Annotated in this window: 15 protein-coding genes; 8 read left to right on the forward strand and 7 right to left on the reverse strand. The window is 45.6% G+C overall.

The genetic code is table 11. From position 1 onward, the window contains the following. Positions 1-3: 3 nt before the first annotated feature. From QUA58_RS00535 to QUA58_RS00565, 7 genes are all read right to left on the reverse strand, one after another. Entirely contained in the window at positions 4-2,172 is a 2,169-nt protein-coding gene (locus QUA58_RS00535) for a hypothetical protein (RefSeq protein WP_333392627.1), read from the reverse strand. Between the two features lie 257 nt (positions 2,173-2,429). Beyond that, positions 2,430-3,269 (reverse strand): HEAT repeat domain-containing protein, encoded by an 840-nt coding sequence (locus tag QUA58_RS00540; protein WP_333392628.1) that lies wholly within the window; start codon positions 3,267-3,269, stop codon positions 2,430-2,432. A gap of 282 nt (positions 3,270-3,551) precedes the next feature. Then, positions 3,552-3,824 (reverse strand): phycobilisome linker polypeptide, encoded by a 273-nt coding sequence (locus tag QUA58_RS00545; protein WP_333392629.1) that lies wholly within the window; start codon positions 3,822-3,824, stop codon positions 3,552-3,554. Positions 3,825-3,939: 115 nt separating this feature from the next. After that, positions 3,940-4,809: a phycobilisome linker polypeptide gene (locus QUA58_RS00550; RefSeq protein ID WP_333252155.1), complete on the reverse strand. Its 870-nt coding sequence runs from the start codon at positions 4,807-4,809 to the stop codon at positions 3,940-3,942. Between the two features lie 190 nt (positions 4,810-4,999). Further along, entirely contained in the window at positions 5,000-5,815 is an 816-nt protein-coding gene (locus QUA58_RS00555) for a phycobilisome linker polypeptide (protein ID WP_333252154.1), read from the reverse strand. Positions 5,816-5,963: 148 nt separating this feature from the next. Continuing rightward, positions 5,964-6,452: a phycocyanin subunit alpha gene (gene cpcA / locus QUA58_RS00560; protein WP_333252153.1), complete on the reverse strand. Its 489-nt coding sequence runs from the start codon at positions 6,450-6,452 to the stop codon at positions 5,964-5,966. A gap of 102 nt (positions 6,453-6,554) precedes the next feature. Then, on the reverse strand, positions 6,555-7,073 hold the full coding sequence (locus tag QUA58_RS00565) for a phycocyanin subunit beta (protein WP_333252152.1): 519 nt from the start codon (positions 7,071-7,073) through the stop codon (positions 6,555-6,557). A 1,349-nt stretch (positions 7,074-8,422) separates the two neighbouring features. On the opposite strand from QUA58_RS00565, the gene QUA58_RS00570 reads away from it, so the two are divergent. From QUA58_RS00570 to QUA58_RS00605, 8 genes are all read left to right on the forward strand, one after another. Further along, entirely contained in the window at positions 8,423-11,245 is a 2,823-nt protein-coding gene (locus QUA58_RS00570; protein ID WP_333392630.1) for a cation-translocating P-type ATPase, read from the forward strand. A 264-nt stretch (positions 11,246-11,509) separates the two neighbouring features. Next, entirely contained in the window at positions 11,510-12,787 is a 1,278-nt protein-coding gene (locus tag QUA58_RS00575) for a DNA replication/repair protein RecF (protein WP_333392664.1), read from the forward strand. Positions 12,788-12,926: 139 nt separating this feature from the next. Next, entirely contained in the window at positions 12,927-13,325 is a 399-nt protein-coding gene (gene psb27 / locus QUA58_RS00580; RefSeq protein ID WP_006631261.1) for a photosystem II protein Psb27, read from the forward strand. Between the two features lie 466 nt (positions 13,326-13,791). Next, entirely contained in the window at positions 13,792-15,435 is a 1,644-nt protein-coding gene (locus QUA58_RS00585) for a family 10 glycosylhydrolase (protein ID WP_333392631.1), read from the forward strand. Between the two features lie 265 nt (positions 15,436-15,700). Next, complete coding sequence (locus tag QUA58_RS00590) at positions 15,701-16,597, forward strand: polysaccharide deacetylase family protein (RefSeq protein WP_333392632.1); 897 nt, start codon at positions 15,701-15,703, stop codon at positions 16,595-16,597. Between the two features lie 105 nt (positions 16,598-16,702). Next, entirely contained in the window at positions 16,703-17,326 is a 624-nt protein-coding gene (locus QUA58_RS00595) for a restriction endonuclease subunit R (RefSeq protein WP_333392633.1), read from the forward strand. Positions 17,327-17,349: 23 nt separating this feature from the next. Further along, positions 17,350-17,976, forward strand: coding sequence for a restriction endonuclease subunit R (locus tag QUA58_RS00600; protein WP_333392634.1), 627 nt, complete (start codon positions 17,350-17,352; stop codon positions 17,974-17,976). A gap of 74 nt (positions 17,977-18,050) precedes the next feature. After that, positions 18,051-19,328, forward strand: coding sequence for a bifunctional sterol desaturase/short chain dehydrogenase (locus tag QUA58_RS00605; protein WP_333392635.1), 1,278 nt, complete (start codon positions 18,051-18,053; stop codon positions 19,326-19,328). Positions 19,329-19,961 lie beyond the last annotated feature (633 nt).

The following is a 19,961-nucleotide window of genomic DNA, read 5'->3' on the forward strand; positions in this document are numbered from 1 at the left end:
GCGCTAGGAATTCTTGCGCTGTGCATCCTCACCGTCTTGGCGCTTCCTATAAGCCTTAGCCCAAGCATAGCGCTGCGGATCTTTTTTCAGCAAATATTCCACAACTTCCCGACGCTTCTCATCCTTAGCATTTTTGACAACCCGCTTCATTTCCGCATCCTGATCTCTGGGTGAAGCACCGCGTTTAATTGCCTCGTTAAACCAACGCTCACCCTCTAAAAATTGACCCCGCTCAAAACAAATAGCTCCCATCAAAGTGTAAGGATGATGACTCTGAGGCTGATACTCAATAGCTTTGATCGCGCACTTTTGTGCATCATCTAATTTATCAATATCTCGAAAAGCACCGCCCCTCGTTGTTAACAAAGCTGACTTGAGCTTATTTTCTTTTATTTTGTCGAACTCCAGATTTTCAGTCAGCTTCAATGCACTTCTCGGTTGCCCTGCCTTGCGCCAATGACTGCTAGCATTAGGCAACTTCCATTTATTTCCAGTATTCTTGTACTCCTGTTCATAGAAAAGTGCTTCGATTTTGTGGTAAGCTGTAAAAATCTTGCCAGAGAACAGTCTCTGCCCTTGATATCGGTGTTCTTCCTGCCACCCATAATAGCTATTGCTCGGTTGAGATGCTTCAAGTTTATTCTCCTCAAGCCAAGCAACATCTGTTGGTTCCAGTCGCTCTCCTTTATCCAGTTTTTGCAGAATTGCGTACAATGGATTAGAAGGTGTCTGATCTTTATAGTCCGAGACTTCATACTTAGACTTCAGAGCAGCAAATCTATTTTTTTCGGCAAAAGTAATTATGTCTTCACGTTTATTCTGTTTGATCCAATCAAAATCAGCCTCACTCAACGGCTCTCCAGATTGGATTTTGGATTTCAGACTAGCAACATAGTTTTCAATAGCAAAAGTAATTACATCATCACGTCCATGCTGTTTGATCCAATCAAAATCAGCCTCACTCAACGGCTCTCCAGATTTAATTTTGGACTTGAGACTAGCAGCAAATTTGTCAAGCGCCAGAGTAATTGTCTCAGTCAGTTTACGTTTTTTCAGAAAGTTAACATCATGCTCACCTAGCTGATTTTCTAAATCAATTTTTTTGAGAACTTTATAAAGATGGCTAGAGAGGGATGAATCCTCATAAGTAGTAGCTTTATACTTAACTTTCAGTTCGGAAAAGTGTCGTTTTTGTTCAATCTCCAAAACAATGCTAAGCGTTTCGCTAAGTTGATTCTCTTCTAGCCAGTTAAGTTCTGACTCACTCAACTGTATATCTGCATCCAGGTTTTTCAGGATTTTATAGAGTGGACTAGAGACAGATGTTTCTGCGTATTCACTAGCTTTATACTTATCCTTGAGTTGGGCAAATTCAGCTTCCCGTCCAGCTTTTTGTTGCCCAAAAATTTCTAAAGTATCAATCAGTTGGTTGTTGACAAGCCAGTTAGCCTCTACATCACTGAATATTTCTCCTGCATCGAGTTGCTTGAGGATTTGATACAAAGGGCTATCAAGCGAACAATCTGGATATTCAGTTGCTTGGTACTTAGCCTTTAGTAAAGCAAAGTGCTGTATTTGCCGATAAATCTTTATCGGTTCATAAAACCGCCTCGATTTCATCCATTCCATCTCTGAATCACTCAGTGGATTTCCACTGTCAATTTTGCAAATAAGGTCATAAAGAGAATTTATCGTTAAATCCGAGCTACTAACTCGGTATTTTCTCGCTAGTTCAGACAAATGCCTCTCTTGTTTTATTTGTTCTTGTTGCTTTCGTTGATGCTCTCGTTCCTCTCGTTGATGCTCTCGTTCCTCTCGTTGATGCTCTCGTTCCTCTCGTTGATGCTCTCGTTCCCCAATAATCTTTACTTGTTGTTGCTCTTGTTCCAAAACTATCCTTTCTTTTACACTCAGTTTCTCACCCGAGTCAAATTTATTAATGATTTGATAAAGAGGATTGGAGGGAGAAAGATCCATTGTCCATCCCCATTCTTTTAGAAAAAGATGTTCCTCTGAAGTCAGGTTCACTCCTTCAGTACGCATATTCAGAAGTCCTCTCAACGTACAACATATACTAGAAAGAGGGACTCCCCCATATTGCTTCGCTTTATGAGTTGCTTTATACTTAACCAGGAGAAATGCAAATTCTTCACAAAAATCTTGATGCTTCATAACAGGTACTACCCTCAATATTTTTACTCAAAACTCATGAAAATTAATACTTAAAGCCTCATCCCTCATTTTATCAAATCATCAGCCACCAGTTCACCCGGAGAAAAGCGAGAAAATAGCAGTTCTCAACTCCCTGAAATACAGATAGGCGGTAAGGACACAGCAGTGCTGTTTCCTGAATCTGCTGTGTCCTGAATATATGGCAGACAATTGAGAATCGCTAAAGCAATCCTATTGCAGTTGCGAACTAATTTTTGTTAAAGTAAACTATCCATTAAGTTCATCACTTGGATAGCTTCATCGGACAAAGATAGAGATGTTTGTTGATTTAGGTGATGCTCCAAAACTCCTTTGAGGGCAATCAATTTCATGCTATTTTCTGCTAAAGTTTCAGCAATAGCTGGTGCTGACGGCAAATAGCCGATCGCCCCCAAGTCCATCAAAGCCGATCGCCTCAACTGCAAATTATCCCCATTCAAAGCACTTACCAACCGCTCTCCGTAAACCCGCTCACCAGTTAACTGATACATCGCCCGCGCCGCAGCGTACTGCACCCGCTCCACAGAATGTTCTAAAAAAGGTGAAATTAGCGGTATTGCTTCTGTCGCTTCCAGCGTTCCCAAAGCTTCAATTACCGAGTCGTAAGGCTGCACTAGATGCGCTTTTCCAGGCACTCGCACCGCCGCAGCTACGCCCCCATCTAAGACTTTCATTAGCGGATCAATAGAATCGCGATCGCCCAGCATTTCGAGAGCTTGAGCCGCCGCTTCCCGCACGTAATAATCGGCGCATTCCAAACAGTGAGTCAGCGCTGGTAAGGCTTGTTTGTCGCCCAATTTACCCAGAGCCCGCGCCGCATTTCGTAATAGGGAATAGTCGCCGATTTTTGTTTGTTCTGACTCTTCTTGTAGGGCAGCAATTAAAGCTGCAATAGCTGCCGGTTCCTTGACTCGAAATCTGCCCACCCACCAAGCAGCATAATACCGGAGACTGTAATCTTGGGAGTGCAAATTTGCGATCGCCTGTTCTACTGTTAAAGACTCGCCCTCAGCTACACCCGCCGGCGGTGAGTCGGATTCGTAATAATCCATAGTCATTAGTTATTAGTTATTAGGAAACTCGGCGATTTCAATCGCTACTACACAGACGAAACCCGCTCTTAGGCGGGTTGGGGAAACTCGGCGATTGAAATCGCCCGTTCTAACTCACATCTTGCACCATTGTCAGCAACAGGCAAGATGCCTGTTCCACAAAGAATTAATTTCTTGTGGAACAGGCATCTTGCCTGTTCATAAAAGGCTTATTGAGCATCGTGCAAGATGTGAGTTCTAACGAACTTTGTTTGTGTAGGAGCGATTTTCATCGCCCCTGCAACCAAACTATTCGTGTTCACCCGATGATTCATGGGATGATTCTGCACTCGCACTTAAAGGCTGAATGCTCACAATTTTCCCGCCCATGCGAGTAATCCGCTGCATTTCTTGATTCATCCGATTGTACGGCACGGTGATAAATGTACTCGCGCTCGATCGAATCGAATAATCAATATTTTCTGTATCATCGCTTTGGCGCAAGCCAACAACTTCGTACCGAAAACAGCGACCTGCGGAAGCTGTATTGCCACTTTTTCCAGCTACAATTTGACCCAACATAAGCTTCTTGGTAATTGGTAATTCTGACTGTTGACTGTTGACTGTTGACTGTTGACTGTTGACTAAAAGCTAGTAACTGCCAACTGCCAACTGCCAACTGCCAACTGCCAACTTACTAAATTGGAGTAATGCTGGCGATTTTCGCGCCCATGCGTTGAAATTTCTGCATTTGCGAGGACAACTCCTCAACAGGTACGATGAAAGCCTTGCTGCTGCGGCGCACGCTGGGATAGCCGCCCGTGCGAATGCCCGAAACTTCCACGCGCACCAGCCGTCCTTCTTTGCCGTAAGCTGCAGCGCCGCCGAAAGTGCTGCTGGGAGTTACGTTTCTGGCAGAAGGCCGATAAGCCCAACCTTCGTTACCGCCAGAAGGCCCAACTACAGCCGTAGCGGTGTTAGTGCCGAGTTCGACAGCTAAGCGAGAGTTATTGCCTTCTAGTTGAGATGTATCGCTGTTTGCATAGCCACGATACAACCGGAACATCCGGGTAAAACCAACGGTTTTTTGACCACGCTGGGTGTTAAAGCCGCGGTAGTAAGGGACGGTACTATCGCCAAAGTTTTCTTGATACTCTACTGAATCGATGTAAGAATCAATATCAGCGTCGTAGCCTTGTGTTTGGTACAAATCTAAGTGCTCAACTACTTCAGATTCGTCGTAGGGAGCACGACCGAGCAAGTGTTTGTAGTTTAGTTCGATCGTCCTAGTTTGGAAACTGTTGTAAAAAAACTTGGTTTTGTACAGTTCTGACTTAGCTACAGCGCGTACAAATTCTCGTACACTCAAACTGCCGTCCCGCAGCAAAGACTCGGAACTTGTAAGTCGCTCGGATTTCATTAAATAGTCGTTGCCCAGCACCTGACGGTAAACGGCACGAATCACCGTTTCAACGTCGTCTTTGGTGTAGTTCGGGCGCAATTCTACCTTCGGCGCATCGCTCAATGCGGATGTTCCTAGTCTGGACGCTGCTGTTGTAATCGCCACCAGATTTTCTCCTAAATTATTAATGACAAAAGTTTAATGCTTGGTTGCACTTGAAATTTTTAGGACTAAGGATAATATGCCTCAAAGTAGGGTGTGCACTGCACACCTTACCTATACACATAAAATTGAAAATTTTTTAGCCTTAGTCCTAATTTGCTAAAGACGTTTCAAAAAAACGTCTTTACAAACTTTAAGCTGTGGTAATACTTACCACTTTGCCGCCACGTTTGTTGATTTGCTGCAAGCGGCTCGAAAGTTGCTCGTAAGGCACAAGATATTCGGTAGTAGTCCGCCGCACTTGGGGCGAAAAATTAGCCGACCCTTGCATTGCGGTGACTCGGTAGAGTTGACCACGAGAACCGCCGGATGTGCCGCCTAGGGCTTTTCCGATGGAGGCCGTGTATATCGGCGAAGCCATATTTCTCGCTACTTCCCAAGTCAGACGGGCTTGGGTTTGGTTTTGCGATCGATCGCTAGAAGCAAAACCCCGGTACAGTTGAAACATCCGGTTAAAACCGACGGTTTTTTGACCTCTTTGAGTCGCGAAACCGCGATAGTAAGGCACTATACTTTCGCCAAAATTTTCTTGATACTCAACTGAGTCAATGTAAGAATTGATTTCAGCTTCGTAGCCTTCTGCATTGTACAAATCAACGTGGAAAGCAATTTCCGACTCGTCGTAAGGAGCGCGGCCCAACAAATGCTTGTAATTAAGCTCAATTAACCGCGTTTGCGAGTTCGGATAAAAAAACTTTTTCCGATAAGTTTCGGAATGTGCAATTGACCGCACAAAATCTTTCACTGAAATCTGCCCTTGCAGCAGCAGAGATTCAGCACTGGTAAGTCGTTCGCTCGACATTAAATACTCGTTGCCGAAAACTTGGCTGTAAGCAGCGCGAATTACTGCTTTCGCATCGTCTTGCGTCCAGTGTGGACGCAGTTCTACCCGTCCCGCTTCTTCAAATGCTTTTATTCCCAAGCGTTCTGCTGCACCTAATCCCGCCATTTTCGCTTCTCCCTTTTTTGCTTTAAAAATTGAAAACTGCTTAAAAAAGTATTTGCAAAACTAGGCTTTGATCGCAGATGCCCGGAATTGTAAACAACCGCTAACACTTAAGCTAACAGCAGCTTACAATCCCGGGCATCACGCAAATCTAGCTCAGAGCGTTGATTGCGTAGTCGATGTAGGAAGTCGCTTCAGTTGCAGCGTCGCCACTCAGACCGTGGTTGGCTTTGATGTACTTGAGAGCTTCAACGTACCAGCTAGGAGACAATTCAAATGTCCGGTTGATTTCGTCAACACCTGCAATCAGGTACTCGTCCATCGGACCGGTGCCGCCTGCAACTAAGCAGTAGGTTACCATCCGCAGGTAGTAGCCGATGTCGCGAGAGCACTTGGCTTTACCTGTTGGGGTAGAAGCGTAGTTCGGGCCTTGCATTTGTTGGGTGTACGGGAATTTGTTGTACACAGCTTGAGCTGCACCGTCGATCAAGCGCTGAGAGTTGGCGGTCAAAGCCTTGGCTGCTTCCAAACCTGCTGCTGCTTGGCGGAAACGGCCGAAGGCAACTTGTAGTTCAGTGCTGCTCAGGAAACGACCTTGAGAATCGGCTGCTGTTACTGCTTCAGTCAAAGGGGTTTTCATTGTTCTGGTTTCTCCCTAATGTTGTGTTGTTTTTGTACAAAAATGATTGTTTGCAAAAATGCGATGCTCGCTTCTTTACAAGAAAGGTTCGCTTGGCTATTTTTAGCCGACTGCACTAGCTGCGCGGTCGAAGTAGCTGCCGATTTCAGACATTAGCGAGTTGCAATCACCACGGGTAACGCCGTTGGGGTCGTTAGCGATCGCGATTGCTGCTTCCTTCATTTTTTGCACGCCGGCTGCAACTGAGCCACCGGGAACTCCCAGAGCTTGGTATGTTTCGCGCAAACCGTTCAAGCAGCGATCGTCCAAAACGCTGGCGTCGCCTGCAAATGTTGCATAGGTGACATAGCGCAAGATGATTTCCATATCGCGCAAGCAAGCTGCCATGCGGCGGTTGGTGTATGCGTTGCCACCAGGAGCGATCAGTTGTGGCTGTTCGGCAAACAGGGTGCGAGCTGCATTGGCTACGATGCTGGATGCGTTGCCGGTGATGCGGTTTACTGCGTCAATCCGCTTGTTGGCGTCGGAAACCATGCTGCTGAGAGCATCGAGTTGACCCTGAGCTAGAAATTCGCCCCGAGCGTCAGATTGGGAAACCACTTTTGTAAATGCGTCAAACATGAAAGAACTCTCCTACTTGAGTTAATTGAGTTTGGTTGCGGTATAAAACCGTTAAGTTAAATTTGTTCAGGCTACGAGTGCCTGCAAGGGTTGAAATTTGATGCCAGCTAATCTGCTGGTCCGATCGAGTTTTCCCTTTCCGCTACCTGCACTATTGTTACATCGTAACGGACATTTAAGAAACCTTAGAATTTTTTACATCTTTTATGAGATGCGACAAACCTTGTCAATCAGTGTTTTTGTTAACTTTGGCCTGTCGTTTCAACCCTCTGATAATCTTTATACAACGCTCGCCCGTCTTTGTTTATTACAAATTATTACAGACAGTTATTTCTCTAAGAAGGTAAATAACGGGGAGGAGAAGTGCGGGCAAATCTCCTTCCTGCGGTAGATGCGGGGTTGCCCAAAAAATAAAACTTTGCTTCAATAGCCCCTGCAGGGGCGGTAGAACCGAGCCGAACATTCCCGTGGCCCGATCGCCTGTGTTGGCTTTCCCACGGAAAAGCGAATTGTTAAGAATAGTTAAGCAAATTAAAGTTTTGGTAAAAGAAGGCTGGGGGAATAGGGAAAAAAGCAAAAATTCTGCCCAATGTCAGGATGGCGGCAGAATTGGGTGTGGGCAAAATCCAAAAGATTGTGAACCCCCTCGCCACAGCCTCAGCTTTTGCCGGAAATATCAGCATTTAGCGACAAAACTCAGCCTTTGGAAGTTGAAAGACCGGGCCCGGTCTTTCATAACGCGGGAATTCTCTTGTATCATGGGGAGTCCTTGGACTTGACTCAAGACCAAGCATCTACTCTGTCCCCTGCAGCGGTTGCAAAAAAACTTTCTTAATATATATATTTTGCTTCCCACAGGCTAGTCCCACGCAAGCGTGTGGGAAGCTGAGCATTGTGGAGGGTGAGAAAACCAACATAGGCCCAGACCTGTCAACGCAGCGCCATTTTTTAAAAAATGGGGAATAGATGGGTTCGGATACGAGCGTTTTATTATGTTTTTTTTAAGGTAGCTTTTAACCTGCCGCGCACGCTTGCATCCGGGCACTAAAGTCACTTTTGCTTTCAGCTTCTTTTCTGTGTAATAGCCGAAATAATTGCTAATTTTTAGTAGTAAGGTGGATAAGTGCTATCAGCGGTAGGTCTACAAACGGCGCGATCGAGCCACCAGACGCATTGAAGTTAAAAGCTTTGTGCTTCCCCGGCATCGAACCGCCCAAAACCAGTCCCAAGTTAAACAGTTTTTTATTCAGAACTCAAAACTTAAAACTCTCTCACTGTAATCAGCCAGATGGATCGGCTGTAGCTGTCCGGCCGCAACCACCTTTATGCCCCATGCTCGATCGTAATTTATGTCTTCAACTTCTCCCTCTTCTTGGCACACCGTAGCAATTGACCAAACTCTCAAGCAGCTAAGCAGCAACAAAGACGCTGGCTTGAGCAGCCAACAGGTGTCAGAACGCTTGCAGCAATACGGCCCCAACGAACTCGAAGAAACAGGAGGCCGCAGTCCGTGGTCGATTTTTGTCGATCAGTTCACCAACATCATGTTGTTGATGCTGATGGGTGTGGCCGTGATTTCGGGTTTTTTGGACATTCGGTCGAATACTTTTCCCAAAGATGCGATCGCCATTTTTGCGATCGTCATACTCAACGGCATTCTCGGCTATTTCCAAGAGCAAAGTGCTGAAAAAGCCCTCGCAGCCCTCAAAAACCTCGCTTCCCCCCTAGTCAGAGTCCTGCGGGACGGCAAAACTTCGGAAATAGCAGCCAAGGAACTCGTACCCGGAGATGTAATGCTGTTGGAGGCTGGGGTAAAAATAGCAGCAGACGCACGCTTGATCGAAACATCAAATCTGCAAGTCAGAGAATCTGCTTTGACGGGAGAAGCGATCGCAGCTACAAAGCAAGCTGATCTAGAACTGACCGAAGATGCTTCCTTGGGCGATCGACTCAACCTGATTTTTCAGGGCACAGAAGTTGTTCAGGGACGAGCAAAGGCGATCGTCACCAACACCGGAATGAAAACTGAACTGGGCAAAATTGCCACCATGCTTCAGTCAGTAGAAACCGAACCGACTCCCCTGCAACAGCGGATGAGCCAGTTGGGAAATGTTCTAGTCTCCGGATCCCTAGCCTTAGTCGCAATTGTCGTCATCGGCGGCATGATTACCTTCCAAAACGGCGGCATCGGGTTCGATACCAGCAGGTTTGAAGAGTTGTTAGAAGTTTCTCTCAGCATGGCTGTGGCTGTGGTTCCCGAAGGACTCGCAGCAGTCGTGACAGTTACTCTGGCACTCGGAACTAGGCGGATGGTGAAGCGAAACGCCCTGATTCGCAAACTGCCGGCCGTAGAAACTTTGGGATCGGTTACTACCATTTGTTCTGACAAAACAGGTACCCTGACTCAAAATAAAATGGTAGTTCAGCTAGTCTCTACGGGCGACTGCACAGTCGCCGTCGCAGGATCCGGTTATGCCCCGATCGGAGATTTTACCGATCGCCTGACATCGGCCAAAATTAATAATTTAGAGGAATATCCAGAACTCGAATCTTTATTAATTGCCTGTGCCGTTTGCAACGACGCAGTATTGCAGCACGAACAGCAAGAATGGAAGATTTTGGGCGACCCCACAGAAGGAGCTCTGCTGTCTTTAGCGGGAAAAGCAGGCATTTATAAGGAAAAACAGTGTCAATTGCTGCAACGCACGGCGGAATTTCCTTTTTCTTCCGAACGCAAGCGGATGAGCGTGATTTGCGAAGTCCCCGGCCGATCTCCACATTCGGGATTTCCCTGCGAAAACGGACAGCAGTCGAATTATTTGATGTTTACCAAAGGTTCTCCAGAGTTGACTTTGGAGCGCTGCCAAGGCATTATAGTCGGCGATCGAGTACAACCTTTAACCCAGGAAATGCGCGATCGCATCCTCGTCGAAAACAACAACATGGCAAGCGCCGGTTTGCGAGTCCTCGGATTTGGGTACAAAATCTGGGAAAACCTGCCATCCGAAGGTTCTGAGGAAACCAGCGAACAAGACATGATTTGGCTGGGACTCGTCAGTATGCTCGACGCCCCACGCCCGGAAGTGCGGGAAGCAGTGGTGAAGTGCCGCGATGCGGGCATTCGGGTGGTGATGATTACAGGAGACCACCAGTTGACAGCAAAAGCGATCGCCTACGATTTAGGTATTGCTAAAGAAGGCGATCGAGTTCTCACCGGTCAAGAATTAGAAAAGCTCAGCCAAGAAGAACTCAAACAGCAAGTCGAACAAGTTAGCGTTTACGCCCGCGTTTCCCCCGAACACAAATTGCGGATTGTCCAAGCTTTGCAAAGTTGGGGCAAATTTGTCGCAATGACCGGCGACGGAGTTAACGACGCCCCCGCCTTGAAACAAGCCGATATCGGCATCGCAATGGGAATTACCGGCACCGATGTCAGCAAAGAAGCTAGCGATATGGTGCTCCTCGACGACAACTTCGCAACTATTGTCGCCGCCGCTGAAGAAGGGCGAGTGGTTTATAGCAATATTCGCCGCTTTATTAAATACATTTTGGGCAGTAACATCGGCGAAGTTTTGACAATTGCGGCCGCACCTTTAATGGGTTTGGGAGGAGTGCCACTGACGCCGCTCCAAATTTTGTGGATGAACTTAGTAACAGACGGCGTTCCCGCTTTGGCCTTGGCTGTGGAACCAGGGGAACCGAACGTGATGAAAAAGCCTCCTTTCAGTCCGCGAGAAAGTATTTTTGCGCGGGGTTTGGGTTCTTACATCATTCGCATCGGGATTATTTTTGCAATTTTGACGATCGCAATGATGTCCTGGGCTTACGGATATACCACCAACCCTAACCATGTTGGAGATCCCGAGGCTTGGAAAACAATGGTGTTTACAACTCTTTGTTTGGCACAAATGGGTCACGCGATCGCAATTCGGTCTAACACTCAGCTAACTATCGAGTTAAGCCCCTTCACTAATCTTTTTGTTTGGGGAGCTGTGATTGTTACTACTGCTTTACAATTGATGCTGATTTACGTTCCGCCGCTGAGAGCTTTTTTCGGTACTCACTATTTGTCGGCTTTTGAATTGCTGGTTTGCTTCGGTTTCAGCGCTCTGATGTTTGTGTGGATCGAGATGGAAAAACTGTTTGTGCGCTTTTACAAATCTCGAAAATAGTGTTAACGGCTGACGGATAATGAGCGTTGTTTCATTATTCATTAAATGGCTCTAATTCCGCCCTCTTCTAAACATCCGCAAGATATCCCGCAGGGGTTTTTAACCCCTACCTAAAAGCAAAAGTCCTCGCTATGAGGACTGAAAAAACTATGTTTTAAAAATAAAAAGAAAAATAAAGATTTTTCTGGCAGGGTGATTATCAATAACCCACGTCAACAGTCAACAGTCAACAGTCAACAGTCAACAGTCAACAGTCATTATATTATGTATTTGAAAACGCTGTACTTACGGCAGTTTCGGAACTACTTCGATCAAAAGGTGGCGTTTGACGCTCCCAAAACTATTTTAGTAGGAAATAATGCTCAAGGAAAATCTAACTTGTTAGAAGCGGTAGAGTTGCTTTCCACATTAAAAAGCCACAGAGTATCGCGCGATCGTGATTTAATACTCGACTCAAAGCCGATCGCCCAAATAGATGCTACACTCGAACGTCAAACCGGAGCGATCGACCTATCTTTAACTTTGCGATCCCAGGCGCGTCGAACACTAAAGCTCAACGGTGAACCGCTGCGCCGCCATTTAGACTTTTTGAGCGTCTTAAATGTAGTGCAATTTTCTTGTTTGGATTTGGACTTAGTGCGCGGCGGGCCCGAAGGAAGGCGCAATTGGATCGATCGCTTAGTCATCCAATTAGAACCGATTTACGCTCACATTTTGCAGCAGTACAACCAAATTTTGCGCCAGCGAAACGCTCTATTGAAACGTTCTAAAGCAACCAGGAAAGCCGAATTTTCCGACAGTTTTGACAAAATGCGATTTATCGGATCTGAAACTCCCGAAGACCAAAATATCGCAGAATTCCCAATGTCCAATGCCCAATGCCCACCCTTCGACTTCGCTCAGGGCAAGATGCCCAATGCCCAATCCCCCATTCCCAGTTCAGAATTAGCTTTGTGGGACGCGCAGTTGGCGACAGCGGGGGCTCGCGTCATCCGCAGGCGCGATCGAGTTTTGGAGCGTTTGATGCCTTTAGCTCGAAATTGGCACCGTTCAATTAGCGGTTCAGCAGAAGTTTTAGATGTGAAATACGATGCTAATATTGAAGTAGGCCCGGAATTAATCGCTAAAGATAATCTTGAAGGAGTGCGACAAGCATTTTTAGAGAAAATTCAAAAAAGGGCGATCGCAGAACAGTTTCAAGGAACCACTTTAGTCGGCCCCCACCGCGACGACATTACATTTACAATTAACAATACCCCAGCTCGTCAATACGCATCCCAAGGCCAGCAGCGAACTCTGGTATTAGCATTAAAATTAGCCGAATTGCAGCTTATTGAAGAAGTCGTCGGTGAAGCGCCTTTATTGTTGCTCGACGACGTACTTGCAGAACTCGATCTGAGCCGTCAAAATCAACTTTTAGAAACAATTCAAGAACGATTTCAAACTCTGATTACTACAACTCACCTAGGCGCTTTTGATGCTCAGTGGCTGCGACAAACCCAAATTCTCTCCGTCGTTGCTGGACAAATCAATCGATTTTAGATTTTAGATTTTAGATTGACAAATCTTCTGTTTCATGGTAAGGCTACAAAAAAATGATAAATTGGCATTATTAGCTCAATTCGAGATAGGATAAAGGTTAATTTTGATTGCCGCTTTCGCTTCCATTTTTCTAAACCTTATGAAGCATTACATTTCCCGTCTGTTAGCCCTGGTATTAGTTGTTGTCATCGGCGTAGCGGGCTGTACCAATGTTCCGGCCACTCTGAGTGGAGATTATGGCCAAGACACATTAGCATTAGTGAAGAGCTTGAGAACAGCGCTCACTTTGCCAGAGGGCGCGCCGGAAAAAGCAGCCGCCCAAGCCGCTGCTCGCACAAGTATCAACGATTTTTTTGCTGCCTACCGCCGCGATCCTGCTCTTACCAAGCTGGCCTCTTTCACGACAATGCGGACGGCATTAAACTCTTTGGCAGGACATTACAGTTCCTATCCAAACCGTCCCGTTCCTGAAAAATTGAAAAAGCGTCTTGAGTCAGAATTTCAGCAGATTGAAGCTGCTCTTAACAGAGGAGCTTAATCTCAAAATTTAGGATCAAGGATAAATTTTAAGAATTCATCTTTCATCCTTGATAGCTTTGAGTGTTAACAATTTTTAGTAGAAATATCAACTGCTTTTAGCGCCCACTGTACCCCGGCGCTTTTTTATGCAGGATTTAGTGAAAAAATACTGAAAAATCGAACTGGATATGATACTAAATCCGGGCTTTTTACCCCCTTTATTCTTTAGTCCGCGAAGGCGGACTTCGTTTGTCTAGTCGCGGTTTCAACCGCCGACTCTTATCTTGATCTTATCTTGCCCGATCGCCCTTATTCGATCGCAGATGATATAAATAGCCGCCAGATAGAATTTGCATTGTGCGATCGACTTGTGCCATAACTAAGTCAACCGAAAAAAGTAGAAAATTTGTAGCTGCTTGTTGAGCGCGATCGCAAAAATGCGATTGCCACCCAATTTAAACCAGAAAACCCCATTCAATTCTCCCATGAAAATTGCACCAACTCGCATCGCGAATTTTCAACACCAGCGACGCTTTTTAAGTGCGGTAACTGCTGTTTTAACCAGTAGCTTCATCAGCCAGCTTGTTTGGCCGTTTATCGAAACTCAACCAGCTTTTGCCGAAACATCAGCCTATTGCCAATTATCCCAAGAACAGGTCAATCAAAAAGAAGACTTGCGCCGCGCCGCGTTGTCAGGAAAACGGGAATCTCAGCAAGCATATTTTGCTGTTTTGAACAAACACGCGCGGGAAATAGCAGAATGCCGCCAAAAAACTTGGCCCGAAACCCAAGCTGTTTGGCTGCGTTTGTATCCCTGCGATGTCAGGCCCGGAGAACTCGATCGGGTATTAGACAAAGTTGTGAATAAAGGCTACAATCAAGTCTACGTCGAAGTGTTTTACGATGGTCAAGTGCTACTCCCAGCAGCAGACAATCCGACTGCTTGGCCTTCTGTTGTCAGAAATCGTGGCTACGAGAAATATGATTTGTTGGAAAAGGCGATCGCCAAAGGCAAACAGCGAGGTTTAAAAGTATACGCCTGGTTATTTACCATGAACTTTGGCTATACCTATGCTCAGCGTCCCGACAAACAGCAAACCCTCGCTATCAACGGTAAAAATCAGACAAGTTTAACAGTAAGCGAATACGCAGCAATTAACGAGGACTTCGGAGAAGTTCCGGGCAATCAAGCCTTTATCGATCCGTACAACTCACAAGCACGGCAAGACTATACTTTGTTAGTAAATCAAATAGTCAAGCGCAAGCCACAAGGAATGTTATTCGACTACATTCGCTATCTAAGGGGCATCGGACCCGCTTCAGTTGCTACCAAAGTTCAAGACTTGTGGATTTACGGCCCAGCATCCCAGCAAGTTCTTTTGCAGCGGGCTAACAATCAGCAAGGCCGAGATTTAATTCAGCGATATTTGACTAAGGGATTTATCAATCCTAATGACGTTCAAGCAGTAGTAAAACAGTATCCAACTGAGCGAGAACCTCTTTGGCAGGGCCGAATTCCGCAGGTGATGTCAGTAGCAACTCCACCTTCTAGAAGCCAGAATGCCGCATCAAGATCGGCCTCAACAAATCCCGCCCCTAACAAGCCAAACCCTGCAACTCCCACACCAAAACCGACACCGCGGCTTCCCGATACCGGCACTCTGCAAAAAGACCTCTGGAAACTCAGCGTTGCTCACGCAGTCCAAGGGATTTTAGATTTTTTGGGGATAGCAATTCAACCAGCTCAGAGGATGGGAATTCCTGTAGGAGCAGTGTTTTTTCCCACTGCAAATCAAGCGATAAATCAAGGGGGATATGATTCGAGATTGCAGCCTTGGGACACATTTCCGGCTACTATAGAATTCCACGCCATGTCTTACGGAAATTGCGGGGATGTAAGCTGCATTGTGCCACAGGTGCAGCGGACAGTAAGTTTAGCGCCTGCGGGAGCAAAAATCATTCCTGCCATTGCTGGAGATTGGGGAAAACCTCTGAAAAATCGGCCGTCTTTGGAGATTCAAATGGCGGCAATTCGCTCTGCGACGCCGCAAATTAATGCGGTGAGTCATTTTGCTTTTGGGTGGCAAGAACCGGAGGATGAAAGGGCACGGCAAACTTGCCGGTTGTAGATACATTCCTGGACGCATAGGGTGTCATCACCTTGTTTTTTGGTCGCGGAAAGAGCCTGAAAGCGTAGATTTTTGATCGAGAAACCGGGTTTTCCTATCGAAATCGGTGGCGAACCACGATTGATTTGCCTAAAAAAACCCGGTTTTTGCCTCAGTCTTGCTTTAATGCGATCGACCTTTTGCCAAAAAAAATTAATTTACCAAATTTTCAAGCTAGCAGAACAATCAGGCATAATGAGATTGTTCAAAATACATCGCATACCTGATGAGTCCCAAAGGCAATAAAAAACGGGTTATTAAAACCGTTATACTTATCGGATTGATCCTCACAATTTCCCTGTTGTGGGAAAACAGAAAAACCGCCAATTCAAATCCGCTAAAACCGATCGCACCCGTTGAAAATCCCCCGCCAAACCTGCTGAAACCCCCAAAACTCAAAACACCCCATTCTCCCCCCGCAACTCCCTCTCCCAAACCTCCCGAACAACCTTTAGTCTTCGCACCGCCCGCGCAATTTCGCAGCCAAATTGTTTATAAAGCCACTATTAACAACTCAAAAGTTATCGCCCTGACATTTGACGATGGCCCAACGCCTGAAACTTTGAAAATATTAGAAGTTTTGCACAAACATCAAGTTGTGGGCACATTTTTCTGCTTGGGTGCCAATTTGCGGGAGTATCCAGAAATTGCGAAAAGAGTTGTGCAAGCGGGAAATGCGATCGGCAACCATACTTGGCATCACTATTCTCACAATATTACCGAAAAAACAGCATCAGATGAAATTGATAATACTGGGGTTCATATTTATCGATCAACTGGGGCAAAAAGTTTCTTGTTTCGCCCTCCCGGCGGCCGCTTAAATAACGGTTTGGCAGATTACGCTAAAAAGAAAAATTATGTAGTGGTGATGTGGTCGATCGACCCTAAAGACTTTCTGCAACCTCCGGCCGCTGCGATCGCCCGTAGCGTGATATCCCAAGCGACATCGGGGGCGATCGTATTGTTGCACGACGGTGGCGGAAATCGCCAGCAAACAGTCGAGGCGCTATCTGCAATTATTCCCAAACTCAAACAGCAGGGATATCGTTTTGTTACCGTGCCGCAACTACTAGAAATGCAAGCTGGACAAAAACAGCGAATTGCTGACCTGGAACCTAAATAAATTGCACGGTATACAATTTATAAAATGTGAAAAATTACCTGTAAAAATATCAAGATGTAGAAAACTAGCAGTATAATAGGACTATCGTCATATAAAAATAAAACCATGACACAAATACTCGCAGGAAAAGATATAAACATCCGTTACTTAATAGACAACTTCGGTCTTCAGCTAGCGGAAGACGAGCAATTTTTTGGAGAATGGCAATATGATTTGCCCGAAATCACCGAGTTAGAAAAACAATTGTTAGATCGGCTCAGAACCGGATTTATCAATTTACTTACATATCCACCATTACTGGAAAATGTAGTTAAGCTGTCAGTAGTAGGGCCGCTGTTGTTTATTGCCGGTTTTTACCTATCTCCTTTTCAGGTAAAAGCTGAAAAATCCATTCAAATTCAAGATGAAGACGATGGCGTTATCATCGAAGGCAGACTTGATATATTACTCTTAAAAGACCAATTTTGGGTAATGGTAATCGAGTCGAAAAAACTTTCTTTTTCTATTGAAGAAGGATTGGGGCAACTCCTAGCTTATATGTGGGCAGATCCTCATCCAGACAAACCAACTTTTGGGATGATTACTACGGGCGGTAACTTTGTCTTTGTCAAGTTGGTCAGAGGGAAAAATCCCCAGTATGCCTTATCCAATCAATTCACAACTCGCAACCGTGGCAATGAATTGTACAGCGTTTTGCAGATATTCAAACGCCTGAGTCAACTAGCTTAAAATAGTCAATTATGGTGCAAATTATGCTGCAAAAACTTCAAGCAAGAGACATCAACCTCCGCTATCTAATCGATAACTTCGGTTTACAGCGAGTTCGCAACAGCGAATTTTTCCGAGAATGGCAAGAAAACTTACCCGAAGTAACAGACTCAGAAAAACAATTGCTCGATCGCGTCCAAGACATATACTTCAACTTGGTAGACACCCCGCCTGTATTGGAAAATGCAGTCAAGCTAACAATCATCAGCCCCATTTTGTTTATTGCCGGTCTGTATGAGTCTCCTTTTCAAGTCAAAGCCGAAAAGTCGATCGCAATTCAAGAGGAAGACGAAGGCAGAATCATCGAAGGCAGAATAGATATCCTGATTATGAAAGCAAACTTATGGGTGACAGTAATTGAATCCAAACAACTTGCTTTCTCCACAGACGAAGCACTTGCCCAACTCCTAACATATATGCTGGCAGATGCCGATCCCGAAACTCCTACTTTTGGGATGATTTCCACAGGTGCTAACTTCAGTTTTGTCAAATTAGTCAGAGGGGAAACTTTACAGTATGCGCGATCGGCTGAATTTGTTGTTTCTAATCCCGGCAATGAATTGTACCGCGTTTTGCAGATTTTAAAACGGCTGAGTCAATTGCCAGACTAGCAATAAAAGCCATTTTGAGTTATCTTTCAAAGCAGACAATATCTCAATATCTCAAATTTCAAACTGGTGCGAGCATGGTAAATTACTCGATAGTCGGCGCTGTGGCAATAGCTTCTGTCTGCTGGGCAGAAATAATACGAGACTTTTATCACGTCGCGTCTCATTATGTGCCGCCTTTGCAAAAGCTGCACAATTGGCATCACCGCGTTTTCCGCCCGAATTTAACCCCCGTCAGCGAGACAATTTACAAGCAAGCGCACTGGCGTCACGACGTGCCCGAAGCTGCGGCGATGATGGTTTTGGGCTTGTTGCTGTGGGTTTTAGCTTATTTTGTGCTGCCGGCATATCACTGGGGCGCAGCAGCAGGTTGTATTTATACTTTAGGCTTTTTGTTGAGTGCGATCGCCCGCGGGTGCGGCATCAAAGGTGCAGACGAATTAACCGACATCACCCACCAACCGGGAGACTTCCTGACTCCCCCTGGCAAGTGGTTAGTTAATAAACCTTATCACTGGCGGCATCACTTCGACAATCAAAATGCTTACTATTGCGGTACTTTCACCTTAATAGATCAACTTATGGGTACAGCACTTTCTCTCAAAGGCAAAACTGTAGCCGTCACCGGTGCATCGGGAACTTTAGGGCGTTTGCTACTCAAACACCTGCACAAAGCTGGTGCAAAAGTGATCGCCCTCACCTCTGGAAATGAGGAAATTACTTTGGATGTAGACGGCGAAAATTTACCTGTAAAAACCGTAACTTGGCAAGCTGGCCAAGAGGCAGACTTAGCCCTATTGTTAGAAAAAATCGATATTCTCGTCATTAATCACGGGATTAATGTACAGCGAGAAAGAACAGGAGAGGCGATCGCCAACTCATACGAAATTAACACTTTTTCCGCGTGGCGGCTGATGGAACTCTTTTTCTTAACAGTCCGCACTAACGAAAACATCGCTTGCAAAGAAGTCTGGATAAACACTTCCGAAGCAGAAGTGATTCCCGCTGTCAGCCCGCTGTACGAACTCAGCAAACGCGCCTTGGGAGATTTAGTCACTCTGCGCCGGCTGGACGCGCCCTGCATCGTTCGCAAACTGATTTTAGGGCCGTTTAAAAGCAACTTAAACCCGATCGGCATTATGTCGCCCGACTGGGTAGCGCAGCAAATTGTCAAACAAGCTAAAGCTGATGCGCGAAATATCATCGTCACAATTAATCCTTTGACTTTTATCGTTTTTCCAGTCAAAGAGTTTTTTGTTTCTCTCTACTTCCAAATTTTCAGCCGGAAAGCCATTTCAGAGATAAAGGAAGCTGCGGCATCTGAAAAATCTAGCGCGGAAGCAAAGATTAATTGACCAACTAAAACCGGGTTTCTGCAGGGGCGGCGGCTGTGACTGTCCGCCCTGCTGCTAAATTCCACAAAACTAAAGCCTTTGTCATATCGTCACGAGTAAGCTCACGCCCCCACTCCCACAGCCGCAAATCCACTCTTCTGACTCATTGGGCAAAAACTGTTGGGGGGGAGTGGAATCGAGAGCTGTTTCGGGCCCCATTGTCAACATGGTTATGCTTACTGATATAAATTATTAAGTATTTTTACTAACTACGGTCTCTCCTGAGTCACTTCTATCCGCAATAGCACTGTAAGTGCCAGTTGCGGGTGCTGAATATAGTTGTCAACTATGCTCGTTGCTTAGTTGATACGTCCAGGACTCATAAGTGTGATTGGATAGTGGTGGAATTGGTCGCTCGCGATCGGTAAAGAGAACAAGCAGCACACCGTTCTCGATCGGCAAAAATAAACTTTTGTAAAGGTTCCAGAAAATCCCGGAACTTACTTTGGGACAGGCGTAATCAGTGAAATCACCCAGCAAACAAAGACTTTTGATAACAAGTATCAATTGATAAACTCTTTTCACAGGTTGTGAGAGGCAGGCACAAGTTTGGCGATCGGGATCTTCAGGATGCGTCTTTCCAGTTCATCTACC

Origin of the sequence: Microcoleus sp. N9_A1 (assembly GCF_036701795.1) — a bacterium.
Taxonomy (GTDB): domain Bacteria; phylum Cyanobacteriota; class Cyanobacteriia; order Cyanobacteriales; family Microcoleaceae; genus Microcoleus.